Origin of the sequence: Pseudomonas sp. PDM05 (genome assembly GCF_014851685.1) — a bacterium.
In the GTDB taxonomy this organism is placed as follows: domain Bacteria; phylum Pseudomonadota; class Gammaproteobacteria; order Pseudomonadales; family Pseudomonadaceae; genus Aquipseudomonas.
Genome location: NZ_JACVAC010000005.1, coordinates 88,175 through 114,502, shown reverse-complemented (window position 1 = coordinate 114,502; position 26,328 = coordinate 88,175). Strand labels below are relative to the sequence as shown.

21 protein-coding genes are annotated in these 26,328 nt (G+C 59.0%); 4 read left to right on the top strand and 17 right to left on the bottom strand.

Translation table 11 applies throughout. The features are described 5' to 3' along the window. Nucleotides 1-414: 414 nt before the first annotated feature. From IB241_RS12495 to mtnA, 11 genes are all read right to left on the bottom strand, one after another. Nucleotides 415-1,695, bottom strand: a complete 1,281-nt coding sequence (locus tag IB241_RS12495) for a GNVR domain-containing protein (RefSeq protein ID WP_192298692.1) — start codon at nt 1,693-1,695, stop codon at nt 415-417. 531 nt (nt 1,696-2,226) lie between these two features. Then, nucleotides 2,227-2,523 carry an integration host factor subunit beta gene (ihfB, locus tag IB241_RS12490; RefSeq protein WP_192298691.1) on the bottom strand — a complete coding sequence of 99 codons (297 nt, stop codon included), beginning with the start codon at nt 2,521-2,523 and terminating at the stop codon, nt 2,227-2,229. A gap of 235 nt (nt 2,524-2,758) precedes the next feature. Next, on the bottom strand, nt 2,759-3,421 hold the full coding sequence (locus IB241_RS12485; RefSeq protein WP_192298690.1) for an acetyltransferase: 663 nt from the start codon (nt 3,419-3,421) through the stop codon (nt 2,759-2,761). A 316-nt stretch (nt 3,422-3,737) separates the two neighbouring features. Continuing rightward, complete coding sequence (gene rpsA / locus IB241_RS12480) at nt 3,738-5,426, bottom strand: 30S ribosomal protein S1 (RefSeq protein ID WP_192298689.1); 1,689 nt, start codon at nt 5,424-5,426, stop codon at nt 3,738-3,740. A gap of 120 nt (nt 5,427-5,546) precedes the next feature. Beyond that, a complete protein-coding gene (gene cmk, locus IB241_RS12475; protein ID WP_192298688.1) occupies nt 5,547-6,236 on the bottom strand; it encodes a (d)CMP kinase in 690 nt (229 codons plus the stop codon). Beyond that, nucleotides 6,233-8,443 (bottom strand): bifunctional prephenate dehydrogenase/3-phosphoshikimate 1-carboxyvinyltransferase, encoded by a 2,211-nt coding sequence (locus IB241_RS12470; RefSeq protein WP_192298883.1) that lies wholly within the window; start codon nt 8,441-8,443, stop codon nt 6,233-6,235. Before IB241_RS12470 ends, cmk begins: the two co-directional genes overlap by 4 nt. Nucleotides 8,444-8,471: 28 nt before the next feature. Beyond that, entirely contained in the window at nt 8,472-9,584 is a 1,113-nt protein-coding gene (hisC, locus tag IB241_RS12465) for a histidinol-phosphate transaminase (RefSeq protein ID WP_192298687.1), read from the bottom strand. Nucleotides 9,585-9,593: 9 nt separating this feature from the next. Continuing rightward, nucleotides 9,594-10,688 carry a prephenate dehydratase gene (gene pheA, locus IB241_RS12460; RefSeq protein ID WP_003172650.1) on the bottom strand — a complete coding sequence of 365 codons (1,095 nt, stop codon included), beginning with the start codon at nt 10,686-10,688 and terminating at the stop codon, nt 9,594-9,596. Next, the gene (gene serC, locus IB241_RS12455; RefSeq protein ID WP_192298686.1) at nt 10,688-11,773 is read right to left on the bottom strand and encodes a 3-phosphoserine/phosphohydroxythreonine transaminase; all 1,086 of its coding nucleotides are present in this window, start codon (nt 11,771-11,773) and stop codon (nt 10,688-10,690) included. Before serC ends, pheA begins: the two co-directional genes overlap by 1 nt. Before the next feature lie 243 nt (nt 11,774-12,016). Continuing rightward, on the bottom strand, nt 12,017-14,671 hold the full coding sequence (gyrA, locus tag IB241_RS12450) for a DNA gyrase subunit A (protein WP_192298685.1): 2,655 nt from the start codon (nt 14,669-14,671) through the stop codon (nt 12,017-12,019). A gap of 303 nt (nt 14,672-14,974) precedes the next feature. Beyond that, nucleotides 14,975-16,051 (bottom strand): S-methyl-5-thioribose-1-phosphate isomerase, encoded by a 1,077-nt coding sequence (gene mtnA / locus IB241_RS12445; protein WP_192298684.1) that lies wholly within the window; start codon nt 16,049-16,051, stop codon nt 14,975-14,977. A 109-nt stretch (nt 16,052-16,160) separates the two neighbouring features. Between mtnA and IB241_RS12440 the strand changes: the two genes are divergently transcribed. The 4 genes from IB241_RS12440 (at nt 16,161) to IB241_RS12425 (ending at nt 19,848) form a co-directional block, all read left to right on the top strand. Further along, on the top strand, nt 16,161-17,492 hold the full coding sequence (locus tag IB241_RS12440) for a TRZ/ATZ family hydrolase (RefSeq protein ID WP_192298683.1): 1,332 nt from the start codon (nt 16,161-16,163) through the stop codon (nt 17,490-17,492). Nucleotides 17,493-17,556: 64 nt separating this feature from the next. Further along, complete coding sequence (gene ubiG, locus IB241_RS12435) at nt 17,557-18,255, top strand: bifunctional 2-polyprenyl-6-hydroxyphenol methylase/3-demethylubiquinol 3-O-methyltransferase UbiG (protein WP_192298682.1); 699 nt, start codon at nt 17,557-17,559, stop codon at nt 18,253-18,255. Nucleotides 18,256-18,259: 4 nt separating this feature from the next. Then, nucleotides 18,260-18,931, top strand: a complete 672-nt coding sequence (gene mupP, locus IB241_RS12430) for an N-acetylmuramic acid 6-phosphate phosphatase MupP (protein ID WP_192298681.1) — start codon at nt 18,260-18,262, stop codon at nt 18,929-18,931. A 176-nt stretch (nt 18,932-19,107) separates the two neighbouring features. Then, entirely contained in the window at nt 19,108-19,848 is a 741-nt protein-coding gene (locus IB241_RS12425; RefSeq protein WP_192298680.1) for a YciK family oxidoreductase, read from the top strand. Nucleotides 19,849-20,010: 162 nt separating this feature from the next. Here IB241_RS12425 and IB241_RS12420 read toward each other — a convergent pair whose 3' ends face one another. The 6 genes from IB241_RS12420 to IB241_RS12395 are packed head-to-tail and all read right to left on the bottom strand — an operon-like array spanning nt 20,011 to nt 26,171. Next, entirely contained in the window at nt 20,011-21,525 is a 1,515-nt protein-coding gene (locus tag IB241_RS12420) for an ABC transporter substrate-binding protein (RefSeq protein ID WP_192298679.1), read from the bottom strand. A 32-nt stretch (nt 21,526-21,557) separates the two neighbouring features. Further along, nucleotides 21,558-22,529: an ABC transporter ATP-binding protein gene (locus IB241_RS12415; protein ID WP_192298678.1), complete on the bottom strand. Its 972-nt coding sequence runs from the start codon at nt 22,527-22,529 to the stop codon at nt 21,558-21,560. Further along, the gene (locus tag IB241_RS12410; RefSeq protein WP_192298677.1) at nt 22,526-23,482 is read right to left on the bottom strand and encodes an ABC transporter ATP-binding protein; all 957 of its coding nucleotides are present in this window, start codon (nt 23,480-23,482) and stop codon (nt 22,526-22,528) included. The genes IB241_RS12415 and IB241_RS12410 overlap by 4 nt, the downstream gene beginning before the upstream one ends. Further along, nucleotides 23,479-24,336: an ABC transporter permease gene (locus IB241_RS12405; RefSeq protein WP_192298676.1), complete on the bottom strand. Its 858-nt coding sequence runs from the start codon at nt 24,334-24,336 to the stop codon at nt 23,479-23,481. Before IB241_RS12405 ends, IB241_RS12410 begins: the two co-directional genes overlap by 4 nt. Next, nucleotides 24,333-25,280 (bottom strand): ABC transporter permease, encoded by a 948-nt coding sequence (locus IB241_RS12400; RefSeq protein ID WP_192298675.1) that lies wholly within the window; start codon nt 25,278-25,280, stop codon nt 24,333-24,335. The genes IB241_RS12405 and IB241_RS12400 overlap by 4 nt, the downstream gene beginning before the upstream one ends. Before the next feature lie 3 nt (nt 25,281-25,283). Then, the gene (locus tag IB241_RS12395) at nt 25,284-26,171 is read right to left on the bottom strand and encodes a proline iminopeptidase-family hydrolase (RefSeq protein WP_192298674.1); all 888 of its coding nucleotides are present in this window, start codon (nt 26,169-26,171) and stop codon (nt 25,284-25,286) included. Between the last annotated feature and the right edge of the window lie 157 nt (nt 26,172-26,328).

The window sequence follows — 26,328 nt, the reverse complement described above, 5'->3', positions numbered from 1 at the left end:
CCAATGATTCGTACTGACAGCATGATGGCTATTGGACACGAGCCTTAACCGTTCATTCCAATAAATTATTAACTAACATCAATTTCCTATGAGGTTATTGCGCCATCTATCGATATGGGGATTTTTCTGACAGGGATGCAGACCCAAACCGGTGCATCATCAAAACATATCCAAAAAATGGCCGGCCACTCACCCGCCAACCTAGACCTGTGATATTAAGCGAATGATCCAGTGCTGCAAACTCAATTCAACCAAATGCACCGCTTCGGAAATAGTGGTGAACGGTGACCAGGTCAGCCACAATGATGAATGATGGCACATAGCCAATACCCACACGTTCTACGCTACCGACTTCAAAATACCTGACAAGGCTGCTATCGCATCCCCCTCAGGCATTCAGAGCATCAACATGACTTAGCTTGATTGTCGCTTTCTAAGAAAAAGAAATTCGCGCAGTGCTGCAAAGACAACACCAAATATTAAGCCCAACATAAGTCCTAGGACAATTATTAGTGCTTTTTTGGGTTTTATGGGGCTTAGGGGTTCTATTGCTTGCTTATCGATAGTGACCAGTTTGATTCTGGACATATCGATATTTAGATTCTGCAAGCGAACAGCTTCTGCACGCATAGGGGCTACTCCGCTCAAGAATAGCTCCTCATTCTTCCGCTGATTCAAAACATCTATCTGCCGATTGGACTGCAGCAGTTGAAGCTCCTTAGCGATAAGCGAGACTCTTTTTTCCGAGAAATCATCTGACTTACGCTGCAATAACGCAGTGCGCTCTGCCTCCAAAGCCTCAACCCCCATAAAATAAAGAGGTATTTGTTGATTATTGATTTCTGTACGCATGATATTGGTGGAACTATCATGAATGGCATCACCAAAGGAAGATGGCGTTGCAGGCTTTCGGATGCCAAGTGATTTTGCGATCACAATAGCTTCGTTCAACTGCGCCACTCTTTCCATACGGTTGGTTTTTAACTGAACTCTAAGCGCACTGAGCTCGTCCTGCAATTGAGCACGCTTTACGAGATCAGACTCTACAAGCAAAGCAATTTTGGCTTGTTTCTCTGTCTCATAATTGGCGCGAGCTGCATCTAACTTTCCGTTTAGCTCTGCCATCCTATTTTTGACGATAACTTCAAGATCAGAACCGATTTGTTCACGCTCATTTGAGATTGCATAATCAATGAGGCCATTCAATATCGCTACACCGTCTATATCCTTCGGATAAGTCATTTCAAGTTTAATATAGGCACTCAACGAATCTGCTTTCTTAGTATCTGGCAATATTAGCTTGATCGAGTTACGATTAAACTCTTCGAAACTTTGCTCTAGCGTTCGACCGGGCTGCACAAAATTCTTGAATAAATTCGGGTTAGCACGAAAAAAACCTAAACGAATATCGTAAGATTCAAGGGCCGCACCAACTTTATTCAACGCCTCAGAAGGTGGGAGCTTATAGATTTCTGAACGATTCAAAGCGTCCAGTTCATTAATTGCTGAAGGTCGGAGAACACTCGTAACCTGAAACTCGGGAGTGGCTACAAAAGCGTATAGAACCGCTATCGCGGTCGAGAGCGCTGAAACCAGCAAAATCAGCTTCTTTTGCCGCCATATGGATCGGAAAAATGCTGCAAATTGAATGTCTTCAGCCGGGGAAATCTGCGGGGTGCGAAAGCTACTACTCACAACAAAAACCTGCCTTCAAGAATGAAACTGCGGGCTCGTTATGCAGGCATTTTGTAGCTCTTTAGCGTGTCATCTCGGCTATAACTCCCACCTAGCTGTTAAAGCCCACAAAAAGCCTGTTCTCGAGAACAATTAGCATTTTGACATCTAACGACAACAATACAAGTCTTGACAAGGCTGTAGGAGAATTCCTTCAGACGAATTGTTCAATAGTCCTGTAGCAGAATCAACTACCTCGCCCAGGCGAATGGGGTCGCTCTGTGCTCAGCCCCAGCGACAATTTCAATCTCGGCGACGACTCGCCTTCAGAACCACAGCAATCACTGGCCCGACGATCATTCCCACGATTAGAAAGAGGATCATGAAGGCAGAAACCGCCAGGTCAGGCGTACGCGACCCCAGAAATGACAATGTAACGCTTTGCTGGTTCTCCAAGACAAACGTCGCCACTGCCAGCACGAGGAACAATACAATCAGAACTTTGAAAACGCGTGCAAATGCACCCGACGACCTCCTCGGCAGCAGACTCACTCAGAGACCCTCGTCTTCATCTTCATTCACGCGATCCCGCAGCTCTTTGCCCGGTTTGAAGTGAGGCACAAACTTCCCGTCCAAGCTAACAGACTGCCCGGTTTTTGGGTTACGACCCACACGAGGTGCCCGATAATGAAGTGAAAAGCTACCAAAACCTCGAATTTCAATACGGTCACCAGTAGCCAAGCATTGCGACATTTGTTCAAGCATAGTCTTGATAGCCAGCTCTACATCCTTGGATGAAAGTAGCCCTTGATGGGTGACAATTCGTTCGATCAACTCCGACTTCGTCATATTTTTCCCTTCTTTTTCAAGCAGCTAGATCAGCGCTCCAAAGGTTTTAGCACGACTTGATGCTTTTGAAAAGCCCGTCCTCCGACTTCAGTTGGCATACCGACAAAAAAATCGCGCAGCACCGCTACTGGAAAATTTCTACCCTCACTCCAAGGTACCCAAGCTCACCCCTGCCTGATTACCCCATGAGATATATGGAGGCAATCAGTTACGTCGAACTCAGGCACAACTCGCCTCACAAGTACTTTTCGCCTCGCCCTCTGGACCTGATAGTTTTTGCTGGAGAACCGTATGCAACGGTGTAAGGAGGTACATCCTCCAACACCATCGATTGGCCACCAACGACTGCGCATTCGCCTATGCTAATACCATGACGTAAGCTTGCGCCGATCCCCACAGCTGCGAGCCTACCCACCCGGCAGCCGCCCCCCGTGCTGACACCGGGTGCCAGACTGGAAAAATCCTGCATTGTAGAATCGTGATCCAAAGATGCTTTTGTATTAACAATACAAAAATTACCTATCTCGCAGCTCGGATTTACAATCCCTCCCGCCATTATTACCGTACCCACGCCTATAGAAACATCACGCCCAATAATTGCGCTGGGATGTATGGCATTGACAAACATTAAGCCAGGGCACAATCCTGCAACTCTAGTTGCCACATCCTCCCTTACGGCATTATCTCCTATAGCAATAACTATCCCCTTGATACTGTGCTGCGCGACGAGCGTCGGGAGGTCCGATTCACACCCAAGAACCTGGTAGCCAAGCGTTTCAGCACCGGGCGCTCTAAAATCGTCTACGAAGCCAAGAATTGCATAGCGCGCCTGTTTTTCGACAATATCGATAATGACTTTGGCGTGACCGGACGCCCCAAAAATTACAATCTTTTCCATACTCAACTCCTAAACTGATCGACTACCGAGGGAGTGCTACGACAGCCTCGCGATTCGATTCAATACCACCAGACAATATCACCACTACTTATTGAAAGTACTTATCACAATAACTATCAGCTAATTATTTTGCGCGCTTCTATACACTCAACCTCGACCGGCTTCCAAAAGTTTAACGTCTCCGCAACTTACAAATACGATCATTACTAAATGAGCATCATAGCTAGAATACATTTATTCTGATTTGGCGATCCAACGAATTTCAGGCACAAAAAAGGGCGACCGAAGTCGCCCTTTTTCTAAAGCCTTACAGAACTTAGTTCTGCTTAGCCATTGCTTGACGCAACAGAGCAGCCATAGTGGTGTCAGCTGCTGCTTCGCCTTCCGGAGCCGATTTCAGGCTCTGGATTGCTTCTTTCTCTTCAGCATCGTCTTTCGACTTGATGGAGAGTTGGATCACGCGGCTCTTGCGATCAACGCTGATGATCTTGGCTTCTACTTCTTGGCCTTCTTTCAGAACGTTGCGCGCGTCTTCAACGCGGTCACGGCTGATTTCGGAGGCTTTCAGAGTTGCTTCGATATCGTCGGCCAGAGTGATGATGGCGCCTTTAGCGTCAACTTCCTTCACGATGCCTTTAACGATTGCGCCTTTGTCGTTGTCCTGAACGTATTCAGAGAACGGGTCGCTTTCCAGCTGCTTGATACCCAGGGAGATACGCTCGCGCTCTGGGTCAACCGACAGGATAACGGTGTCCAGCTCGTCGCCCTTCTTGAAACGACGAACAGCTTCTTCGCCAACTTCGTTCCAGGAGATGTCGGACAGGTGAACCAGGCCGTCGATGCCGCCGTCCAGACCAATGAAGATACCGAAATCGGTGATCGACTTGATGGTGCCGGAGATTTTATCGCCCTTGTTGAACTGGCCAGAGAAATCTTCCCATGGGTTAGATTTGCACTGCTTGATGCCCAAGGAGATACGACGACGCTCTTCGTCGATGTCCAGAACCATAACTTCCACTTCGTCGCCGACTTGTACGACTTTCGAAGGGTGGATGTTCTTGTTGGTCCAGTCCATTTCGGAAACGTGTACCAGGCCTTCAACGCCTTCTTCCAGCTCAGCGAAGCAGCCGTAGTCAGTCAGGTTGGTAACACGCGCGGTTACGCGAGTGCTTTCTGGGTAACGGGCTTTGATAGCAACCCATGGATCTTCACCCAGTTGCTTCAGGCCCAGGGAAACACGGTTGCGTTCGCGATCGTATTTCAGAACCTTTACATCGATCTCGTCGCCAACGTTGACGATTTCAGATGGATGCTTGATGCGCTTCCAAGCCATGTCGGTAATGTGCAGCAGGCCATCGACGCCACCCAGATCGACGAATGCGCCGTAATCGGTGAGGTTCTTGACGATACCTTTGACTTGTTGGCCTTCCTGCAGGGATTCCAGCAGAGCTTCACGCTCGGCGGAGTTCTCTGCTTCCAGGACGCTGCGACGGGAAACGACAACGTTGTTGCGCTTCTGATCGAGCTTGATGACCTTGAATTCGAGTTCCTTGCCTTCCAGGTGCGTGGTGTCGCGCACTGGACGAACGTCGACCAAAGAACCTGGCAGGAACGCACGGATGCCGTTAACGTCGACAGTGAAGCCGCCTTTAACCTTACCGTTGATAACGCCCTTGACCACTTCTTCAGCTGCGAAGGCTGCTTCGAGAACAATCCAGCATTCAGCGCGCTTGGCTTTTTCACGGGACAGCTTGGTTTCACCGAAACCGTCTTCAACCGAGTCCAGAGCAACGTGAACTTCGTCACCGACATTGATAGTCAGGTCACCAGCATCGTTGTAGAACTGTTCCAGCGGGATCAGAGCTTCAGACTTCAGACCAGCGTGAACGGTTACCCAGCGAGCTTGGTAATCGATATCAACGATAACACCGGTGATGATGGAGCCAGCCTGAAGGTTCAGGGTTTTTAGGCTTTCTTCAAAGAGTTCCGCAAAGCTTTCGCTCATTTTAATTCCTGTTGATAAGGGCGAAGAATACGCCCATCTCCACACCCCAGACGGTGTGGGTCAATTTCAGTTAAAAGAAGCCACCGCAGGACTATGACTGGTCCCCCGCGGCCTTCTTGATCACCCGGCAATATCGCGAATGGCGATTTCACTCAAGATGCGTTCCAGCACCTGCTCGATGGACAACTCCGTGGAATCCAGCTGTATGGCGTCAGCCGCCGGCTTGAGCGGGGCTACCGCACGCTGGGTGTCACGCTCATCGCGTGCACGGATCTCATCTAGCAGACTCGACAGACTAACACCATCGACTTTGCCCTTCAACTGCAAGTAGCGCCGGCGAGCCCGCTCCTCGGCGCTGGCGGTCAGGAAAATCTTCAGGGGCGCCTCGGGAAACACCACCGTCCCCATGTCACGACCATCGGCAACCAGGCCCGGCGGCTCTTGAAATGCCCGCTGGCGCTGCAGCAACGCATCACGCACGGCCGGCAGCGCGGCGATCTGGGAGGCCCACGAGCCGACTTGCTCATTGCGCAAATCATCCGTCACATCATCCCCTTCCAGAATGATGCGCTGCGGATGACCTTCCGTCGCCCCGACGAACTGCACATCAAGATGCGCCGCCAGCAGCTTCAAGGATTCTTCGTTGGTCAGGTCGACGCCATGGTTGCGCGCAGCAAATGCCAGCAGGCGGTAAAGCGCGCCGGAATCCAGCAGGCACCAGCCCAGGCGCTTGGCCAGGATGCCGGCGATTGTGCCTTTGCCCGAGCCGCTTGGCCCGTCGATGGTAATCACCGGTGCTTTGATATTCACAATTGAGCCTCTTGGGCAACACGGATGCCGACTTGGGCACACAGTGTAAGAAAGTTCGGAAAAGACGTAGCAACATTGGCACAGTCACGAATACGAATCGGCGCCGCCGCCCGTAGGGAGGCCACGCTGAACGCCATTGCAATCCGGTGATCGCCATGGGCATGGACTTCACCACCCCCCAGCAACCCACCGTCAATAATAATCCCATCTGAGGTCGGTTCACACTTGACCCCCAGCACCCGCAGACCATCGGCCATGACCTGGATACGATCGGACTCCTTCACGCGCAGCTCTTCAGCCCCTCGCAACACCGTTCGCCCCTCAGCGCAAGCCGCTGCGACAAACAGTACTGGAAACTCATCGATCGCCAACGGCACCAGCGCCTGGGGAATGTCGATACCCTTCAGCACCGCTGCGCGCACACGCAGATCAGCGACAGGCTCGCCGCCCACTTCACGGGGATTTTCCAGGGTGATGTCCGCCCCCATCAGCCGCAGGATGTCGATGACCCCAGTGCGCGTCGGATTGATACCGACATGTTCCAGCACCAGTTCGGAACCCTCGGCAATCGTGGCGGCCACCAGGAAAAACGCCGAAGAGGAAATATCCCCTGGCACTTCAATACGGGTAGCTACCAGCGCACGCCCGGATTCAACCGACGCCGTAGCCCCTTCCACCGCCACCGGGTAACCAAAACCTCGCAACATGCGCTCAGTGTGGTCGCGGGTCGGCGCAGGCTCGGTCACTGCGGTCTTGCCTTCGGCATACAGCCCAGCCAGCAACAGGCAGGACTTGACCTGGGCACTGGCCATCGGCAGCGCGTAACTCAAGCCCTTCAACACCTGCCCACCACGAATGGTCAACGGCGGACGCCCCTCAGGCCCAGTCTCGATCACCGCGCCCATTTTCCGCAGCGGCTCTGCCACGCGGCTCATCGGGCGCCTGGACAGTGACGCATCCCCCGTCAATACGCTGTCGAAACGCTGCGCGGCCAACAAGCCGGACAGCAAGCGCATGGACGTACCGGAATTCCCCAGGTAGATCGGCCCCGGTGCAGGCTTCAAGCCATGCAAGCCGACGCCGTGAATTGTCACGCGCCCATGGTGCGGCCCCTCGATCACCACGCCCATATCGCGAAACGCCTGCAAGGTCGCCAGGGCGTCTTCACCTTCGAGGAAACCTTCAACCTCGGTCACGCCATCTGCCAACGAGCCCAGCATGATCGAGCGATGAGAGATCGACTTGTCACCCGGCATGCGAATACGCCCGCTCAAGCGCCCACCCGGATTGGCGACGAAGGTCAGCTCATCGTTGCTCACAGCGGTTTCGACGTAAGCCCGGCGCTCCAGAATCTTGCCGAAGTGCTCACGTGCCACCCGCGCACGGGTGAATACGCCCAGCAACTGATGACCATCCCCTGCATCGACCGCGTCCCGCAGGGCGTCGAGATCACTGCGGAAGGTATCCAGCGTGCGCAACACCGCTTCGCGGTTGGCGAGGAAGATGTCGTGCCACATTACCGGGTCGCTGCCGGCAATCCGCGTAAAGTCGCGAAAGCCACCGGCGGCGTAACGGAAAATCTCGAGGTTTTCGTTACGCTTGGCCAGGGAATCCACCAAGCCAAATGCCAACAGATGCGGCAAGTGGCTGGTCGCCGCCAGCACTTCGTCATGACGCTCGACCTGCATATGCTCGACATCCGCCCCCAACGCGCGCCACAGACGATCCACCACAGCCAGCGCAGCCGGATCGGTTTGCGCCAATGGCGTCAGGATCACTTTATGGCGACGGAACAGCTGCGCATTGGACGCCTCCACCCCACTCTGCTCGGAACCGGCAATCGGATGCCCAGGCACGAACCGCGCGGGCATGCCGCCAAAGGCCAGTTGCGCCGCGCGCACCACATTGCCCTTGGCGCTGCCGACATCCGTCAGAATCGCCCGCCCCAGATCCATCCCCGCCAGCAGAGCCAGCAATTTCTCCATCGCCAGGATCGGCACGGCAAGCTGGATCACATCAGCCCCCTGGCACGCGAGCGCCAGGTCCGCCTCACAGCGATCCACCACCCCCAACTCAACCGCCAACTTGCGCGATTGCGGGTCCAGGTCCACACCGACCACTTCGCCACACAGCCCACTTTCACGCAGGCCCTTGGCAAAGGAGCCGCCGATCAAACCCAGGCCGACCACCACCAGGCGACCGATCATAGGCACGACAGGTTGCAATGCAGTGACATCAACCACGGGCCAGAACCTTGGCCAGCGCCTCCAGGAAGCGGGCATTTTCAGCTGGCAAACCAATGGTGATACGCAAGTGGTTCGGCATGCCGTAATTGGCCACCGGACGCACGATCACACCCTCGCGCAGCAGCCCCTGGAACACCGGGGCCGCCACCTGGCCGAGGTCGACACAGATGAAGTTGCCCTTGGACGGAATCCAGCCCAGGCCCAACTCACGGAAGCCTTCCTGCAATTGCAGCATGCCGCTTTGGTTGATACGACGACCTTCTTCCAGGTACTCGGTATCCTTCACCGCCGCACAAGCTGCCGCCAGGGCGAAGCTGTTGACGTTGAACGGCTGGCGAACACGGTTCAGCACATCGGCGACGACTGCGGTGGACAGGCCGTAACCGACTCGCAGCGACGCCAGGCCATAGGCCTTGGAGAACGTGCGCGATACCAGCAGGTTCGGGTAGGCCGCAAGGAAGTCCAGGCCGTCCGGCAGGTCACTGCCTTCGGCGTACTCGATGTAGGCTTCGTCCAGCACGACGAGCACATGCTCCGGTACGTCCTGCAGGAAATCGTCCAACGCCTGCGCATCGAACCAGGTCCCGGTCGGGTTGTTCGGGTTGGCGATAAACACCACGCGGGTCTGTGCATCGATGGCCGCCAGCATCGCTGGCAGATCGTGGCCCCAGTCCTTCGCAGGAATCACCCGCGCATCCGCACCAACCGCCTGGGTAACGATAGGGTAGACGGCGAACGCATGCTCGCTGAACACCGCATTGAGGCCCGGCGCCAGGTAGGCACGGCCGACCAGCTCAAGGATGTCGTTGGAACCGTTGCCCAGGGTCACCTGGTTCAGCTCGACCCGGCACTTCTCTGCCAACAGCGACTTGAGGGCAAAACCGTTGCCATCGGGATAACGGGTCAGCTCGGCCAACTCTTCACGAATCGCCGCCAACACCTTGGGGCTCGGGCCCAGCGGATTCTCGTTGCTGGCCAGCTTGACGATCTTTGCCGGGTCCAGGTTCAACTCACGTGCCAACTCGTCCACAGGCTTGCCCGGAACGTAAGGCGACAGTTGCTGCACGCCCGGCTGCGCCAGGGCGAGAAAGTTGCCACTCATGTTAACGCCTCACAAAACCGCTTTCGGGTAAGAGCCCAGCACCTTGAGCGCCACGGCTTCCTGGCTGATCTTCTCCAGCACGCCCTTGACCAGCGGGTCGCGGTGATGGCCGATGAAGTCGATAAAGAACACGTAGGTCCATTTACCACTGCGCGAAGGACGGGTCTCGATGCGCGTCAGGTCAATCCCGTTATCGTGGAACGGCACCAGCAGTTCATGCAGCGCGCCGGGCTTGTTGCTCATGGAAACGATGATCGAGGTCTTGTCGTCGCCAGTCGGCGGCACTTCCTGGCTGCCAATCATCAGGAAACGCGTGGAGTTATCCGGGCGATCCTCGATTTTCTCGGCCAGGCGCGTCAGGCCGTACAGGCCCGCAGCCATATCGCCGGCAATCGCCGCCGAGTTCCACTCCCCCTTGACCCGCTTGGCCGCTTCGGCGTTGCTGGACACCGCCACGCGCTCGACATTCGGGTAGTGCGCATCCAGCCACTTGCGGCACTGGGCCAGGGACTGGGCGTGGGAATAGATACGGCTGATGCTGTCGGTCTTGGTGTTCTCACCTACCAGCAAGTGGTGGTGGATACGCAGTTCGACTTCACCGCAGATCACCATGTCGTGCTCAAGAAAGCTGTCCAGGGTGTGGTTGACCGCGCCCTCGGTGGAGTTTTCCACCGGAACCACGCCAAAGTTCACCGCCCCCGCTGCCACTTCGCGGAACACTTCATCGATCGCCGCCATCGGCTTGCTGATCACGGCGTGGCCAAAGTGCTTCATGGCTGCCGCCTGGGTGAAGGTGCCTTCAGGGCCGAGGTAAGCCACTTTCAGGGGCTGCTCCAGAGCCAGGCACGAAGACATGATTTCGCGGAACAACCGCGCCATCTCTTCGTTGCCCAGCGGGCCTTTATTGCGTTCCATCACGCGCTTGAGCACCTGGGCCTCACGCTCGGGACGATAGAACACCGGCACCTCGCCTTCAGCCAGGGACGCCATCTTCACCCGTGCCACTTCCTGGGCGCAGCGCGCACGCTCACTGATCAGCTCCAGGACTTTCTCGTCCAGGCTGTCAATGCGCACGCGCAGGGCCTTGAGTTCTTGCTCAGACATTAGCCGTGTTCCTTTTCGAACTCTGCCATGTAGGCAACCAGCGCGTTGATCGCATGGATGTCGACGGCGTTGTAGATGGAGGCGCGCATGCCGCCGACCGAACGGTGACCCTTGAGGTTCAGCAGGCCACGCGCGTCGGCACCGGCCAGGAACGGCTTGTCCAGGCGATCATCAGCCAGACGGAACGGCACGTTCATCCACGAGCGGTCAGTGAGGTTGATCGGGTTGCTGTACAGGCCGCTGGCGTCGATGAAGTCGTACAGGGTGCGCTGCTTCTCTTCGTTCAGCTTGCCCATGGCAGCCACACCGCCCTGCTCTTTGAGCCACTCGAACACCAGGCCGGACAGATACCAGGCGAAAGCCGGCGGAGTGTTGTACATCGAGCCGTTATCGGCCGCGACCTTGTAGTTGAGCATGGTCGGGCACAGCGAACGGGCGCGACCCAGCAGGTCTTCGCGGACGATATTGACCAGGATGCCGCTCGGGCCGATGTTCTTTTGCGCACCGGCGTAGATCATGCCGTATTTGGACACATCGATCGGGCGCGAAAGAATGTCAGAAGACATGTCACACACCAGCGGAACGTCGCCCACTTCCGGTACCCAGTCGAACTCCAGGCCACCGATGGTTTCGTTCGCGACGTAGTGCACGTAGGCCGCATCCTTCGACAGCTTCCATTCGTTCTGACCTGGAATCGCGAAGTAATCGTAGGGCTTGGCAGTGCCCGCCACATTCACGTGACCGTAACGGGAGGCCTCTTCAATGGCCTTCTGCCCCCAGATACCGGTGTCGATATAGTCGGCAGTGCCGTCTTCCGGCAGCAGGTTCAGCGGGATCTGGGCGAACTGCTGGCTGGCGCCACCTTGCAGGAACAGCACTTTGTAATTGGATGGGATGTCCAGCAAGTCGCGCAGGTCCTGCTCGGCCTTGTTGGCAATGGATACGAACTCATCGCTGCGATGGCTCATTTCCATCACAGAGAGGCCTTTTCCATGCCAGTCGAGGAGTTCACCCTGCGCACGCTGCAGGACTGCTTCAGGAAGCGCCGCGGGACCGGCACAGAAGTTATAGGCTCTCTTGCTCACATCCAATCTCACTCTGATCTGGTGGGGCTGCAATCATGTTCGGCAACAACCTTTCTCTGGAGCGAATCCCCGTGGGAGCCGGCTTGCCTGCGATAAGGGCACCTCGGTATCGCAGTGATACCGCGGCGCTGCCATCGCAGGCAAGCCAGCTCCCACATTGACCGCATCCAGCCAAAGGACGTGTTATTTCACAAGGGACAAACAACAAGGGGGCGAATCTTCATCCGCCCCCTGTGTGTCCGCTTATTCCTGCGGTTCTTCTTCGCCTGCGGCAGCGTCGAGGGTTGGCTCGTCAACGTTGTCATCGCCTGCTGCGATCACCTCGCCGTCAAACTCTTCACCTTCCAGCTCCTCGCCTTCGACTTCCGATGGCTCCTGGACACGCTCCAGGCCCACCAGGGTTTCGTCGCTGGCCAGCTTGATCAGCGTCACGCCCTGGGTGTTACGGCCCAGGCTCGACACTTCGGCCACACGAGTACGCACCAGGGTGCCCTGGTCGGAAATCAGCATGATTTCCTCGCCATCGAGCACCTGGACCGCGCCGACCAGACGGCCGTTGCGGTCGTTGCTGACCATGGCGATCACGCCCTGGCCGCCACGCTTGTACTCCGGGAACTCGCTGATGGCGGTCCGCTTGCCATAACCACGCGCCGAAGCGGTGAGGATCTGGCTGCCTTCTTCCGGGATCAGCATCGAAATCAGCTTCTGCCCTTCCGGCAGGCGCATGCCGCGCACACCGCGAGCGGTACGGCCCATGGCACGCACGTCGGATTCCTTGAAGCGCGTCACCTTGCCGCCGTCGGAGAACAGCATGACCTCACGCTCGCCATCGGTGATGGCCGCAGAGATCAGTACGTCGCCTTCATCCAGCTCCAGGGCGATCAGGCCCACGCTGCGTTGACGGCTGAAGGACTCCAGCGGGGTCTTCTTCACGGTGCCTTTGGCGGTCGCCATGAAGATGAAGTGACCTTCGGTATATTCGTCCACCGGCAGCATGGTGGTGATGTATTCATCACTGTCCAGCGGCAGCAGGTTGACCAGCGGACGGCCACGGGCGGCACGGGAGGCTTCCGGGATTTCGTAGGTTTTCAGCCAGTACACCTTGCCCTTGCTGGAGAACAGCAGCAGCGTGGTGTGACTGTTGGCGACCAGCAGGTGAGCGATGTAGTCCTCATCCTTCACGCCGGTAGCCGATTTACCTTTACCACCACGACGCTGGGCCTGGTACGCAGCCAAAGGCTGGGTCTTGGCGTAACCACCGTGGGAAATGGTCACGACGCGCTCTTCTTCCGGGATCATGTCACCCAGGGTCAGGTCGAGGCGTGCATCGAGGATCTCGGTGCGGCGCACGTCGCCGTATTCGGCGCGGATCACTTCCAGTTCTTCGCGGATCACTTCCATCAGGCGCACAGCGCTGCTGAGGATGCGGATCAACTCGCCGATCTGGTTGAGGATCTCCTGGTACTCGGCCAGCAGCTTCTCGTGCTCCAGGCCGGTCAGGCGGTGCAGGCGCAGTTCCAGGATGGCCTGGGCCTGTTCCGGCGACAGGAAGTACTTGCCTTCGCGCAGGCCGTATTGCGGGTCCAGGGTTTCCGGACGGCACGAGTCGGCACCGGCACGCTCAACCATCGCCACCACGGCGCTGGATTCCCAAGGCGTGCTGATCAGCGCTTCCTTGGCTTCCGACGGGGTTGGCGAGGCCTTGATCAGAGCGATCACCGGGTCGATGTTCGACAGCGCAACCGCCTGGCCTTCCAGGATGTGGCCGCGTTCGCGGGCCTTGCGCAGTTCGAATACGGTACGGCGGGTCACCACTTCACGACGGTGACGGACGAAGGCTTCCAGCAGATCCTTGAGGTTCAGGATGCGCGGGCGGCCATCGATCAGTGCAACCACGTTGATGCCGAACACGCTTTGCAGCTGGGTCTGGGCGTAGAGGTTGTTGAGGATCACCTCAGGCACTTCGCCACGACGCAGCTCGATCACCACGCGCATACCGTCTTTGTCGGACTCGTCGCGCAGCTCGGTGATGCCTTCGAGCTTCTTCTCTTTGACCAGCTCGGCGATCTTCTCGATCAGACGCGCCTTGTTCAGTTGGTACGGCAGTTCGGTGATGACGATCTGCTGGCGACCACCGACCTTGTCGATGTCTTCGATCATCGAGCGGGCGCGCATGTAAATGCGGCCGCGGCCGGTGCGGTAGGCTTCGATGATGCCGGCGCGACCATTGATGATCGCGGCAGTCGGGAAGTCCGGACCGGGGATGTATTGCATCAGCTCGTCGACAGTCAGCTCGGGGTTGTCGATGAGGGCCAGGCAACCGTCGATGACTTCACCGAGGTTGTGCGGCGGGATGTTGGTCGCCATGCCCACGGCGATACCACTGGAACCGTTGACCAGCAGGTTGGGAATCCTGGTGGGCATGACAGCCGGGATCATTTCGGTGCCGTCGTAGTTCGGCACCCAGTCCACGGTTTCTTTATGCAGGTCGGCCAGCAGCTCGTGCGCCAGCTTGGTCATGCGCACTTCGGTGTATCGCATGGCCGCAGCGTTGTCGCCGTCGACCGAACCGAAGTTGCCCTGACCGTCTACCAGCAGGTAACGCAGGGAAAACGGCTGGGCCATCCGAACGATGGTGTCGTACACCGCAGTGTCGCCGTGAGGGTGATACTTACCGATCACGTCACCGACAACACGGGCAGATTTCTTGTACGGCTTGTTCCAGTCGTTACCCAGCTCGCTCATCGCGAACAGCACACGCCGGTGCACGGGCTTCAAGCCATCGCGCGCATCAGGCAGTGCCCGACCGACAATTACGCTCATCGCGTAGTCGAGGTAGGACTGTTTCAGCTCGTCTTCGATATTGACCGGGAGGATTTCTTTGGCCAGTTCGCCCATGAGAAGCCTGATTCCTTTTTCGGGTGAAACCTCGTCACATCCATATGGGACGAACGAAGCTCGCCGCTGCCGGCACGGTGCCTGACAACGACTTACGACAAATCAACGAGTTATGACACGGATCTGCACGTTATAGGCCACCCCTCGGGGCGGCCTTGGAAACCGCCGGATGTTATCACAATCGCCGCCACGCACCTATCCCCCTGATGCGCATGGAGCATAGTAAGTTGACGGATGACAGGCTTGAGGGCGACGAGAGGGGCTCAGAGCTGGATCCAAGCCCGTTTCCGGGGGCAAATTGGCTTAATGCAGGCGCTTACGACACATCAACTTGGCCAGCTTGGCAGCGTCCGGCCGTTCGACCACGCCTTTCTCGGTCACGATCACGTCGATCAGGTCGGCCGGGGTCACGTCGAACACCGGATTGAAGGCCGCCACATCCGCCGCGAAGCGCTGGCCGGCGACTTCGAGCAACTCACCGGCATCGCGCTCTTCCAGGGCAACATCATCGCCAGTGGCCATCATCAGGTCCAGGGTAGAACTCGGCGCCACGACCATGAAACGCACGCCGTGGTGCATCGCGCATACAGCCAACTGGTAAGTGCCGATCTTGCTGATCACATCACCGTTGGCGGCAATGCAGTCGGCGCCGACGATGACCCAGGTCACGCCTTTGGTCTTGAGGATATGCGCACCGGCCGAGTCGGCGTTCACCGTCACCGGGATACCCTCGCCCGCCAGCTCCCAGGCGGTCAGCCGCGAACCTTGCAACCAGGGCCGGGTTTCATTGGCATAAACCTGCTCGACCATGCCCTCCAAAAAGGCCGCACGAATAACCCCAAGCGCCGTGCCGACACCGCCGGTGGCCAGTGCGCCAGCATTGCCATGGGTGAGGATCGCCTGGGCATTGCCCTGGTGCTTGCGGATCAACTCGACACCGAGCTGGGCCATGGTCAGGTTGGCCTCGCGATCACTTTCATGGATCGCAATCGCTTCGGCCTCCAGCATCGCCAGCGGATCGGCGTGCGCTTTGACGCGATCGAGGCGGTCACGCATGCGCTTCAACGCCCAGAACAGGTTCGACGCGGTGGGGCGGGCGTCGGCTAAAAGTGCGTAGTCTTCTTCCCAGGCGGCCTGCCAGTCACCCCCCTCGGCAATCCGCTCACGGGCGGCGAGCACCAGGCCATAGGCGGCACTGATACCAATGGCTGGCGCGCCCCGCACCACCATCGTACGGATCGCGGCGGCCACGGCTTCAACCGTGGAGCACGCGACCCAGCTTTCCCGGGACGGCAAGGCACGCTGATCGAGCAGGTACAGCGCGCCATCACGCCAATCGATGGCCTTCACTTTCTCCGCAGCCAACAGTCGATCGCGCATCCCTTACTCCGCACTCATGAACAAAAGCCGCCGATTATAGCGATCCGCCAGCCAGGACGCTCGGGTATACTTCGGCCTTCTTTTATAGCTGCCTGGGAAGAAGCCCGCGATGACCTCCACTGCCGCCCCGCTCGACTTGGTGTTGCTGCCGACCTGGCTGGTGCCTGTCGAACCTGCCGGCGTGGTGCTCAAGGACCACGCCCTGGGCATCCGCGACGGGCGCATCGCGTTTATCGGCCCACGGGCGACGGCGCTGAAACTGGCGGCCACCGAAGTCCGTGAGTTGCCGGGCATGCTGCTCAGCCCTGGCCTGATCAACGCCCACGGGCACGCGGCAATGAGCCTGTTTCGCGGCCTAGCCGACGACCTGCCGCTGATGACCTGGCTGGAAAAACACATCTGGCCGGCCGAAGCCAAGTGGGTCGACGAAGCGTTCGTGCGCGACGGCACCGACCTGGCCATCGCCGAGCAGCTCAAGAGCGGCATTACCTGCTTCAGCGACATGTACTTCTACCCCAAGGTGGCCAGCGACTGCGTGCACAACAGCGGCATGCGCGCGCAGATTGCAATTCCGATCCTCGACTTCCCGATTCCCGGCGCCAGCAGCGCCGACGAGGCGATTCGCCAGGGCGTCGAGCTGTTCGGCGACCTCAAGCATCACCCCCGCGTCAACATCGTCTTCGGCCCCCACGCACCGTACACCGTGAGCGATGAAAACCTGGAAAAGATCCGGGTCATGGCCGAAGAGCTGGATGCTTCAATCCACATGCACGTTCACGAAACCGCCTTCGAAGTGCAGCAAGCTGTCGAGCAGACCGGCGAGCGCCCACTGGCACGCCTGGCACGCCTCGGGCTGTTGGGCCCGCGCTTCCAGGCCGTTCATATGACCCAAATCAGCGAGGCCGACCTGGCTTTGCTGGTAGAAAGCAACACCAGCGTCATCCATTGCCCGGAATCCAACCTGAAACTGGCCAGCGGCTTCTGCCCGGTGGAGCGTCTGTGGCAGGCTGGGGTGAATGTGGCGATCGGCACCGATGGCGCCGCCAGCAACAATGACCTCGACCTGCTGGGCGAAACCCGCACCGCCGCGATGCTGGCCAAGGCCGTCGCCGGTTCGGCCACCGCGCTGGATGCCCATCGCGCCTTGCGCATGGCCACACTCAATGGTGCTCGCGCCATGGGCCTGGAAAGCGAAATTGGCTCGCTGGAAGTCGGCAAGGCGGCGGATATGGTCGCCTTCGATCTGTCGGGGCTGGCGCAACAACCGATCTACGATCCGGTCTCACAACTTATATATGCCACCGGACGCGATTGCGTGAAACATCTCTGGGTCGCCGGCAAGCAGTTGCTCGACGACCGGCAATTGACCCGCATGGATGAACGACAGTTGACCGCCACGGCCATCGCCTGGGGCCAACGCATCGGCGGGCATAGCGAATAACGCCGGCCTTGAAGCGGTACGTTCAAGACCGACAAACCGATTTATCAGATTTAGAGGATGCACCATGAGCAACGTCGACCACGCCGAAATCGCCAAGTTTGAAGCCCTGGCCCACCGCTGGTGGGACCGCGAAAGCGAGTTCAAACCCCTGCACGACATCAACCCGCTGCGGGTCAACTGGATTGACGAACGTGTCAACCTGGCCGGCAAGAAGGTGCTGGACGTTGGTTGCGGCGGCGGCATCCTCAGCGAAGCCATGGCCCAGCGCGGCGCCACGGTGATGGGCATCGACATGGGCGAAGCGCCTCTGGCCGTGGCTCAGTTGCACCAGCTGGAATCCGGCGTGAACGTCGAATACCGCCAGATCACCGCCGAAGATCTCGCCGAGCAAATGCCCGAGCAGTTCGATGTGGTCACGTGCCTTGAGATGCTCGAACACGTGCCGGACCCGTCCTCGGTGATCCGCGCCTGCTTCCGCATGGTCAAGCCTGGCGGCCAGGTGTTCTTCTCCACCATCAACCGCAACCCCAAGGCCTACCTGTTCGCGATCATCGGCGCCGAATACATCATGAAGCTGCTGCCGCGCGGCACCCATGACTTCAAGAAATTCATCCGCCCGTCCGAGCTGGGCGCGTGGAGCCGTCAGGCCGGGCTGACCGTCAAGGACATCATCGGCCTGACCTACAACCCGCTGACCAAGCACTACAAGCTGGCCAGCGACGTTGACGTCAACTACATGATCCAGACCCTGCGCGAGGAATAAGCCTGTGAAGTTGCGAGCAGTTCTCTTCGACATGGACGGTACACTGCTGGACACCGCGCCGGACTTTATCGCCATCTGCCAGGCGATGCGCACCGACCGCGGCCTGGCGCCGATCAACGACCAGCACATCCGCGATGAAATCTCCGGCGGTGCGCGGGCGATGGTGGCCGTGACCTTTTCGATGGACCCCGAATCCCCAGGTTTTGAAGAGTTGCGCCTGGAATTCCTGGAGCGTTACCTCAAGGGCTGTGCGATCCACAGCAAACTGTTCGAAGGCATGGATGAACTGCTGGCAGACATCGAAAAGTCCAAGCTGGTCTGGGGCGTGGTCACCAACAAGCCGCTGCGCTTTGCCGAACCGATCATGCAGCAGTTGGGCCTGGCCGAGCGCTCGGCGCTGTTGATCTGCCCGGACCACGTGAAGAACAGCAAGCCCGACCCTGAGCCCCTGATCCTGGCGTGCAAAATGCTCGACCTGGACCCAGCCAGCGTGCTGTTCGTCGGCGATGACCTGCGCGACATCGAGTCCGGTCGCGACGCCGGCACCCGTACGGCGGCGGTCACATTCGGTTATATCCATCCGGACGACAACCCTCGTAACTGGGGCGCCGATGTCGTGGTGGATCACCCGCTGGAATTGCGCAAAGTGCTCGATAGCGCACTGTGCAGTTGCTGATTGCTCAAGAATCTCAAAAACACCGATTCCATGTGGGAGCTGGCTTGCCTGCGATAGCAGCCTGCCAGCCGACACTTCTGGTGACTGATACTCCGCTATCGCAGGCAAGCCAGCTCCCACAGGAATTGGATTGCACATTGAGCGCTGTATCACTGTGAATTTTGTCGAGGCTATTTATGTTTGATTACTCTGCACGTCCAGAACTGCTCAAAGGCCGGGTGATCCTGGTGACCGGCGCCGGTCGCGGGATTGGCGCGGCGGCGGCGAAAACCTACGCCGCCCATGGCGCCACCGTGCTGTTGCTGGGTAAGACCGAAGCCAACCTGGCCCAGGTGTATGACGAAATCGAAGCGGCCGGCCACCCCCAGCCGGTGGTGATCCCGTTCAACCTGGAGACCGCCCTGCCCCATCAATACGATGAGCTGGCTGCGATGATCGAAAAGGAATTCGGTCACCTCGACGGCCTGCTGCACAACGCCTCGATCATCGGCCCGCGTACGCCGATCGAGCAGTTGTCCGGCGAGAATTTCATGCGCGTGATGCACGTGAACGTCAACGCGATGTTCATGCTCACCAGCACCCTGCTGCCGCTGCTCAAGCTGTCCCAGGATGCGTCGGTGGTGTTCACCTCCAGCAGCGTCGGGCGCAAGGGTCGGGCGTACTGGGGGGCTTATGGTGTGTCGAAATTTGCCACTGAGGGTTTGATGCAGACCCTGGCGGATGAGCTTGAGGATGTGGCAGCGGTACGCTCTAACAGCATCAACCCAGGTGGCACACGCACCAGCATGCGCGCCCAGGCCTATCCAGGGGAAAATCCGATGGAACGGCCTGCGCCAGAAGAGATCATGCCGGTGTACCTGTACTTGATGGGGCCGGACAGCGCGGGCATCAACGGCCAGGCGTTCGACGCGCAGTAACAACTGACACACCATAAAACTAAATGTGGGAGGGGTCTGTGTGGGAGCGGGCTTGCTCGCGAAAGCGGTGTATCAGGACCAGACTTGCTGGCTGACACTCCGCTTTCGCGAGCAAGCCCGCTCCCACACAAGCCCGCTCCCACATGGGTATTGCGGTGTTCTTTAGTTTTTCACCACTTCTTCAAGGGTGAAGCGGCCCAACGGGTTCTGCAGGAAGTTGCTGATGTTGCTGCGCGAGATATTGATATACGGGCTGTAGTACAAGTCGATCCAGTTCACATCCTGCTTCGCCAACTTCTGCAATTGCACATACATCTGCTCACGCTTGACCGGGTCCGCTTCAATCCGCGCGGCTGCCACCAGGTCCTTGACCTTGTCGTTCTTGTAGCGAGTCATGTAGTTCTGGTTGGTGTCGTGGCCCAGCACGAAGGTGGTCTTCTGGTCCGGGTCGAGGATGTCGTTGGTCCAGTACATCACCGAAATATCGTACTCACCGTCCACCAGCATCTGCCAGCTCTGGGTCGGGTCGACCTTTTGCAGGTTGGCGGTCACGCCGACCTTGGCCAGTTGATCCTTGATGATCACCGCGATCTGCTCGTCGGCTTCGTTGCCGGCGTTGACCACATAGTTGAGCTTCAAGTCCTTGGCACCGGCAGCCGCCAGCAGTTTCTTGGCTTCGGCCGGGTCGTACGGGCGTTGCAGGTTGTTGGCGTAGTGGTACAGCGAGCCTTTGGGGATGTAGGAATACGCCACAGTGCCCTGACCGTAGGTGGCGGTCTTCACCAGCGATTGTTTGTCGATGGCCAGGTCCAGTGCCTGACGCACTTCGGGCTTGGCCAGCAGGCCGTGCTCGTGGTTGATCAACAGATGATCTTCACGGGTCGACGGGTCGGCGTGGATCACCACGTTCTTGTCTTTCTTCAGTTCTTCAACCCGCGAGAACGGCACGAAGATCGCCGTATCCAGCTCGTTGTTCTGCACCATGCGCATGCGCGTGTTGTCGTCGGTCACCGAGACCCACTCCACGCCATCCAGGCTCACGTTCTTGGCCTGCCAGAAGTTCGGGTTCTTCTTCAGGATCACACGATCGCCCTTGCGCCACTCGTCTACGGTGAACGCGCCGGAGGTCACCGGGTTTTCCGAGTAGGCGTCTTCGCCCATCTTGGTCATGGCTTTTTCCGACAGGATCGATACCGTCGGCGACGCCAATTGCGAGAGGAAGGCTACGGCCGGAGTCTTGAGGGTGACCACCAGGGTTTTCGGATCCGTCGCCTTGGCCGTGTTGATCAGGTTGAACGGGTCAGCCCACAGCGAAGCCTTGTTGTCGCGGATGCGCAACAGGCTGAACGCCGCATCCTCGGCGGTGATCGGCGAACCGTCGGAGAACTTCGCATCCCGCAGCTTGAAGGTGTAGGTCAGGCCGTCCTTGGAAATATCCCAACTTTCTGCCAGCCCCGGCTCCATCTTGGTGCCCAGGTTATCCACGCGCACCAGGGTGTCGTAAACGTTGGCGAACACCCAGGTGTCGCGGTTTTGCGCGCTTTTGATCGGGTCGAACGTGGTGCTGTCTTCACGACAGCCGATGGTCAGTACCCCAGCGGCTTGCGCCAACCCGGTAGTCAGAGACCATAGGGTCAATGTAGCGGCGGCGAGAGACTTCAAGTGGCGCGATTGCATATCACAACTCCTTGTTAATGAATGGCAGAGGGTTAAAGCAAGGGTTCTTCAAGCACGCAACTGTATCGATGCTCGTGCAGGAAATGGGTGGGCGGCAACACCGCGGCACACATCGTTTGCGCATGCCGGCAACGCGGGTGAAAGGCGCAACCAGTAGGCAAATTCAGTGGGCTCGGTGGCTCACCAGGCAAGGGTTCAGTAGGCAAAGGCTTGTGCGGATCGATCTCGGGAATCGCCTGGATCAGCGCAGCCGTGTACGGATGGCGCGGCGTGGTGAAGACCGCTTCCACCGGCCCTTCCTCGACGATCTTGCCCAGGTACATAACCGCCACCCGATCGCACAGGCGGCGCACGATGGCCAGGTCATGGGCGATAAACAGGATCGCCAGGTTCATGCGCTGTTGCAGTTCCAGTAACAGGTTGATGATCTGGCCCTGGATCGACACATCCAGCGCCGCCACACACTCATCGGCAATGATCAAGCGCGGCTCCACCGCCAGCGCCCGAGCGATGCCGACGCGCTGGCACTGGCCGCCGCTGAGGGCGCCGGGCTTGCGGCTGGCCAGTTCGGGGCGCAGGCCCACCAGTTCGAGCAGTTCATCGACCCGGGCCGGGATCTGCCCTGGCGCGACCTTGCGCTGTACCCGCAGCACTTCGGCGATGGTTTCACCGACGGTGTGGCGCGGATTCAGCGCGGCGTAGGGGTCCTGGAAAATCATCGCGGTTTCATGGCGCAGGCGTGCGATGTCGATGGGGCTGCCATGGGCCATGTCGACGCCATCGAACAGCACCTGCCCGGCGCTGATCGGATTGAGGTGCAAGATCGCTCGGCCCAAGGTGCTCTTGCCGCTGCCGGACTCGCCGACCAAGCCCAGGGTTTGTCCCGCCGCCAGGCTCAGCGAAACCCCGTTCACCGCCCTCACCCACTGCTTGTTCAAGCCGAACAAGCCGGTGCCGGACGCGGCGAATTTCACTTCCAGGTCCTTGATCTGCAACAGACTCATGCCGGCACCCCCAGTGGGTAATGACAGGCGACTCGCGCACCTTCCGGCAGCACTTGCGTGCACAAGGCGCCGACCTGCGGGCAGCGCGGGCTGAAGCGGCAGCCGGCGGGCAACGCATCGAGCAGCGGCGGTTGCCCGGCGATGGTGCGCAACAAGGCGTGACCGCTGCTATGGGCCGGTTGGCAATCAATCAGGCCCGCCGTGTACGGGTGTTGCGGATGGGCCAGCAGTTCGTACTTGCTGCCGTGTTCACACAGGCGCCCGGCGTACATCACCGCGATGGAATCGCAGGTCTGCGCCACCACGCCGAGGTCGTGGGTGATCATGATGAGCGACAGGCCGCGACGGTCGCGCAGGTCCAGCAGCAGCCGCAGGATCTGCGCCTGCACGGTCACATCGAGCGCAGTGGTCGGCTCGTCGGCGATCAGCACTTTCGGGTTGCAGCCCAGGGCCACGGCGATCATCGCGCGTTGGCGCATGCCACCGGAAAACTCGTGGGGGTAGTTGTCGACCCGCGCCTGGGGATCGGGAATGCCGACTTGGCGCAGCACCTCGATGGCTTGCAGGCGTGCGTCTTTTTTCGAGGCACCCTGATGCAGGCGAATGCCCTCGGCGATCTGTTCGCCGATGCGCATCAGCGGGTCAAGGTGGCTGCTCGGGTTCTGGAAGATCATGCCCAGTTGCCCACCGCGCACAGCACGCATGCCGGCATCGTCCAACGGCAACAAGTCCTGTCCGGCAAGCCGGACGGCGCCGCCCTGCACGCGCAGGTTCGGCGACGGCAACAGGCGCATCAGGCCGCGACAGGCCATGGTCTTGCCCGAACCGCTCTCGCCCACCAGGCCGAGGATTTCGCCTTCGGCCAGCTCAAACGACACGCGATCCACCAGGGTCACATCGCGCCCGGCATTGTTGGCAATCACACTCAGATCCTGCACCTGTAACAGGCTCATGAACGATCCCCCAACACTTGCGCGACACCATCGGCCAGCAGGCTGAAACCCATGGCCAAGGTGACGATGGCCAGGCCGGGGAACGTACAGATCCACCAGGCGGTGGTGATGAACGCCTGCCCTTCGGCGACCATCGTCCCCCACTCGGCAGTGGGCGGTTGCACACCCAGCCCCAGGTAGCTCACGGCCGCACCGTTGAGCAGCACCAGTACCGCGTCCGACATGGAAAACACAATCGAGCCAAACATCGCATTCGGTAGCAGATGCCGGAACAGAATGCGCCCATGACCAAAGCCCAGGCTCTTGGCGGCCAGGGCAAAATCGCTTTCCTTGAGCACCAGGATCTGCGAGCGGATCAGGCGCGCATACGACACCCAGCCCACAAGCGCCATGGCGATGTAGAAACTCTTCAGGCCCGGCCCGAGGATGGCCATGATCGCCAGCATCAGCACCAGGAACGGAAACGCCAGGATCACGTCGATCACGCGCATGCAGAAGCTGTCGAAGCGCCCGCCGATATAGCCCGACACCGCGCCGACAAAGGTGCCGATCATGAACGGGAAGATCACCCCGACAATCGCCAGTTGCAGATCGATGCGTGCGCCCCAGATCACCCTGGAGAGAATGTCGCGGCCGTAGTTATCGGTGCCGAAAGGATGCGCCCAACTGGGGCCCAACAGGCTGAAATCGGTGTTCTGCGCAATCGGGTCATAGGGCGCGATCCATGGCGCAAGCAACGCCAGGACAAACCACAACAGCAGGATCAACAACCCCCACGCAGCGGTCAGCCGGCCATTGCGAAAACCCAAGCGCAGGCGCAAGCGCCAGGCTGCAATCAACGGGCGGCTGCTCATTGCATCTTCACCCGTGGGTCGAGGGCCACCGTCACCACGTCGGCGACAAAGTTGACCAGCACCGTCGCACACGCCAGCACCATGGCCACGCCCTGCACCACCATGTAGTCACGGGTGAAAATGCCGCGCACCAGCAATTGGCCGATACCGGGGATGGCGAACAGGCTTTCGATCACCACCGTGCCGCTGATCAGCCAACCGATATTCACCGCCAGCAGGTTGACCGCCGGCACCAGGGAATTGGGCAGTACATGCCGGCGAAATACCGCGGCTTCTGACAGACCCCGTGCCCGAGCGGCGGTGACGTGGTCGGCCTGCAACTCCATCAGCATGCTCGCACGCAGGTTGCGCACCAGCACCGCCGACAGCGCCAGGGCAATGGTCAGGCACGGCAAGACCATATGGTGCGCCTTGTCGAGAAAGGTGCGGCCGTAGCCGGATACCGGGAACAAGCCCCACTGCACGCTCAACAACAGAATCAGCATCAAGCCCAGCCAGAACGCCGGCATGCCCAGGCCGACCGTGGTGAACACCCGGATCAGGTTGTCCACCCAACCGCCTTTATTGCGCGCCGCCAGGGTGGCCAGCGGCACCGCGATCAGCAACGCCAGCAGTACGCTGCCAAGCACCAGCACCAGGGTCGGCTCGATGCGGGTGACGATCAGTTTCAAGGCGTCAACCTTGTACAACAGCGACTGGCCGAGATCGCCCTTGAGCAGGTTCTTCAGGAAGTAGAAATATTGCAGCCACAGCGGCTGGTCGAGGCCGTACTGGGCGCGGATCTTCAGCAACGCATCCGGCGTGCTGCGCGAGCCGAGCAAGGCGCGCGCCGGGTCGCCGGGGATCGAGCGCACCAGGATGAAGGTGATCAGGCTGATGCCAAACAGCACCGGCAGCAATTGCAGTGGCCGGGACAGCACAAAACGGTAGCGCGCCAGGTTCATGCGTCAGCCTCGGTGACGCGCGAGGAAGTCGAGCAGCACCGGGAAGTACGCCTGGGGCTCTTCGTAAAACGGCATATGGCTGCTGTTGGGGAATACGTGCAGTTCGGCGTGCTTGACCGCCATCTTCATGCGCATGGCGCAGGCCGGGGTGAGTTCGTCGTGTTGGCCGGTGGTGATCAGTGTCGGCATCTTGAACTCGGCCATTTCGGCGATGCGGTTCCAGTCCTTGAGGTTGCCGACGTAGAGGAATTCGTTGGGGCCTTGCATGGTTTCGTACGGGCCCATGTTCCAGTCGCCGAGGGAGCGCTTGACCGGCTCCGGCCACTCGTCCAGGCGGCACACGTGACGGTAGTTGAGCAGGGTGATTGCGGCCTGATACTGCGGATGATCGAGGGTGCCCATGGCTTCATGGCGCTGCATCATTGCCACGGTTTCGCTACCAAGGGCACCGCGCAGGCGTTCAAGTTCCTGGGACAAGTGCGGAATGTCGCCGACGGTGTTTTCGAGGATCAGGCTTTTCAGCGCATCGGGGTAATGAATGGCGTATTCGATGCCGAGCCAACCGCCCCAGGAGTGCCCGAGCAAATGCACACGCCCCAGGTTCAGGGTTTGGCGGACGGTTTCGACTTCTTCGACATAACGGCCGATTTCCCACAGGGAAACATCGGTGGGTCTGGCTGATGCGCCCGTGCCAAGCTGGTCGAATGCAACCACTCGCAGGTTATGCTCCTTGAGCCAGCCATGGGCGTCGCGCAAATAGTCACACGGCAGGCCCGGGCCACCGTTGAGACACAAGAGCACCTCATCGCCGTCGCCGAAGCTGTAAACCACGAGGTTGTGGCCGTCGACTCTCACGTTGTATTGCTGGTCGGGGGCAATTTCACGCCACATGCATACATTCCTTGTGTGGTATCAGCCTGGCTGGCAGCGGCCGTTGATCAGGCCAACACTACCGAGGTTGCCGTGTGTCCATAACCTAGTATTTCTTATAGGTTTGGCCTGGCAGTCCTTCGCCGGGGCGTGGCATTCTACTTGCCGCAAGTCGAGA